This is a genomic window from Abyssisolibacter sp. ZYX002 (assembly GCF_056892235.1).
In genome coordinates this window covers 1-3,671 of sequence record NZ_JARMXH010000021.1, presented here as the reverse complement: position 1 = coordinate 3,671, position 3,671 = coordinate 1, and the positions used below count along the sequence as shown (strand labels likewise).

Here is a 3,671-nt window from a genome sequence, read left to right as displayed (position 1 = left end):
TGTTGGCAAATGGCAAACTGTCGCGTCACAGAATATTTTTGATTCAATCACGTACCTTAGTACGCTCATTCTTCAAAAATATTCTGTTCCTTGCACTTTACTCATCATCCAACATCTAGATAATTTTTGGTTTCTTATTTTTTGTAAATCAAAATTTTTAAACCATACATCCTAAGTATGCTCATTCCTTTTATAAACCCTTGATACTTTTCGGTAGTAATTAGTTCAATCACGTACCTTAGTACGCTCATTCACTAGAATTTTTTATGTTCCTTGCACTTCACTCGACATACAACGCCTATTAGTTTTTTGGTTACTAATTTTTACTTATTTTTTGTAAATCAAAATTAAAGTTATTTACGTACTAAAAGTAACGTTCTTTCACTAAAACATTTTGATGCCTTATATTTTACTCATTCTAAAGCGTCTAGTTGGGTTTTTGAAATCTTTTGAGATTTATTTCAGTTTGTTCACGTACCAAAGTACACTAATTCACTAAATTATTTAAATGCCTTGTACTTCACTCATATTATTAACCCTTGAGACTCTTCGGTGGTGATTAATTCAATTACGTATCTAATTGAAATTTTTTTTATCCCTTGCACTTTACTCACCATCAAACGTCTAGTGATTTTTTTAAAATCTTTTGCAATTATGTAAGTTATGTGAATTATAATATATAATATATATAAATAAACTTTACATATATCAAATTTTAGAACAAGATATAGAATATCTAATCAAATCTTATAGAGAAGGGGAGTGCATAAAAAGAAGATGTATATTTATAGATAACGAGCCAGTAAAATATAATAAGAATACGATAAAGATATAATATGTCATGATATTAGCTTTACATACTATCAACAATGAAGTAAACAAGTACTAGTTTGTTTAAAAGAGGAGTGTATTTATGAAAAGAAAAAGTTTAGTTGTATTAGTAGTTGTTGTATTAACATTATTAACATTTAGTGGTTGTAGCAACAAGGATGATGTAGTGACAATGGTAGAGAGGGTGGAAAATCTAAACCATGAGTTAAGTATTTATAATATAAGTTATGATGAATATATGAAAGAAATAAAAAATTATTTTAACAGTGAGTATACTGAGAAAAAGTTATTTAATCGAATAATACCAGGTGCTATTGGAATAACAGAATCTAAAGAAGAATTTGATTATAAGAGTTATTATGAAAACGAGAGAAAACAATTTTTTAAAAATAATTTTGCAAAATATGAAATCAAGACAAAGATTTCAAAAACATATGATTTAGAAGAAGATATAAAAAATGTTTTTGTAAAAACTGAATTAACATTCGAGGGAACAGATGACACAAATAGTATTAACTTAGTATTAACCAAAAAATACGTTATTGTAAAAGAAAATGACAAATGGAAAATATCAAGAGACTATATAGATTTTCACAAAAAAGAAAATCCTAAAAAGTTAAATTATACAACCTTTAATAATGAGCCAGTAGATTATATAACAACAGTTACAATGAAGCCAGTAAAGATAAATAAATAATAACAAAACTGTAGATTTAGAACATTAATCTACAGTTTTTTAATATTTACCTGAATTATTCATGGAACTTTATTAAATATACTGTAGTTTTCTAAATTACAATATTTTAGCGATTTTGAAAGCGTACTGGGTGAAGTGAGGATTAGACAGTTCATTAGTAAAAAAGGGCACCGCCATCTCTTTAAAGTACTAAGTCAATAGTTCCTCAATAAATACAATATAGTAGCAATAATAAATATGCCAAATGGTAAATTTTCAAAATATGAATATATAACATTTAGATTATAAAAAAATAAAATTATTTAAAGCAAAATAGTTACACATGCTATTGTTTTTACTTTTAAGTAAGGGTTATCGTTAGTATCATTATATAAGTTAGATATCAAGCTATTAATATAAATATATAGCCTAAAATACTTGGTGTTATGTTAATGAACTGAATTTTTACATCTATAATAATAAAAAAGGATATAAGGGTATAGTCTCTTGCTATTAGTAAATACATTCTTTCGTTTGATTTTACAACCTTAGTTGTAGTATAGAAAGCAAATGTATAAAATATAATGTCTTCAAGAATTTGCTTTACATATTTAAATTTATGGAGTAAAATATAGTCTAATATAAACAATTGATTAAGGAGATGAATTGCATGAAAAAAAGATGCATATTTGTAGTAGGAGTTATATTAGTATTATTAACATTTAGTGGTTGCAGTAGCAAAGAAGCTGATATGGTGGCAATGATTGAGAAGGTCGAAGATTTAAATTTCAAATTAAGTACATACAATATGGATTACGATAAGTTTATGGAGAAGATAAGAAAACTTTATACTAGTAACTATACAGAGGAGGAATTATTTAATCAAATTTCTCTAGGAGGCATTGGACTAGTAGGATCTAAAGAAGAGCCAGTTAACTATAAAAGCTATTACGAAAACCAAAGAAAAGAATTCTATGAAAAGAGTATTGGTGAGTATGAAGCTGAAATAAAGATTTCAAAAGCATATGATATAAAAGAGAATATAAAAAATGTTTTTACAAAAAATGAAATTACAATGGACTTTGATGGTAAAGAAACTGAAGTAGTATTAACAAAAAAATATGTTGTTCTAAAAAAAGATGACAGATGGAAGATATCAGATTATTCTATTGACGCTTATTCCATAGAAAAACCAAGGAAATTACGTTATACAAACTTCAATGACAAACCAGTAGAATATATAAAAACATTATCATTTGCAAGTTCAGATGAATAGTGATAATAACAATAAAAATAAAACTGTGGATTAAAAGTTAAAACTATTATAAAATATCCATAGTTTTTTATTTGTAGATATATTGCCATGATATTTTGTAGATACTAATCATTAAGTATAAAATAAAGATATAACTTTATATGTGATTTCCAACTTGTTTTAGCGCATATCTCTAGATATCTCCTTTAATATACTTTCCAAGAGGACACTGAAGCTTTATAGAGATAGTATGTAGATACTACTTATAGGTGCTGCTTATCTTTCTTAATACTATATCTCTGTCTATCAAATTCATAACATGAGGTAAAATTACATCATGTGGCATACTTTAAAATACAAGCGCAAGATTAAAGAGTTCACAACATAATAGATATCCGAAACAAATATACACAAAAAATAGAATTAAAAGGCTTTTAATTTAATTAAAAAATAAAAAAATAGATCCGTTAAGCTAAATATAGTTACTTAAGATCCTAAAAAATCTTAGCAAAATTAAAAATATTAAATGATAAAGTTATTATGAAAATCAGCATTCCCCTACAAATTTATATCCTAAAGCAGTTATTTTAAAGACATTTTTACAGTTAATGAATTTTTTTTTATATAAATGACAATATTAATAAGAATAGAAATAGAAATTAAAAAAAATTTATGAAAAACTATTGACGAACTAAGAAATAGCTGGTATACTATCACTTGTCGCAAAAAACAAAACAAGTTTGAGACAAGGAAATATCAAAAAAACTTTTATAAAAAGTATTGACAAAATGATTCAAATATGATAGACTTATAAAAGTCGGCAGTGAACAAGAAAGATGCCGAAAAACAGCAAAGAACCTTGAAAATTGAACAGTGCAAAGCCAGAAACAAAACGAAGTCAATTCGTTG

At 25.8% G+C, this 3,671-nt stretch carries 2 protein-coding genes; both read left to right on the top strand.

The window, feature by feature from the left end; translation table 11 throughout:
- Window positions 1–913 precede the first annotated feature (913 nt).
- Entirely contained in the window at window positions 914–1,528 is a 615-nt protein-coding gene (locus P3X86_RS21205; RefSeq protein ID WP_483294735.1) for a hypothetical protein, read from the top strand.
- A gap of 649 nt (window positions 1,529–2,177) precedes the next feature.
- Window positions 2,178–2,783, top strand: coding sequence for a hypothetical protein (locus P3X86_RS21200; RefSeq protein WP_483294734.1), 606 nt, complete (start codon window positions 2,178–2,180; stop codon window positions 2,781–2,783).
- The last annotated feature ends 888 nt before the right edge of the window (window positions 2,784–3,671 follow it).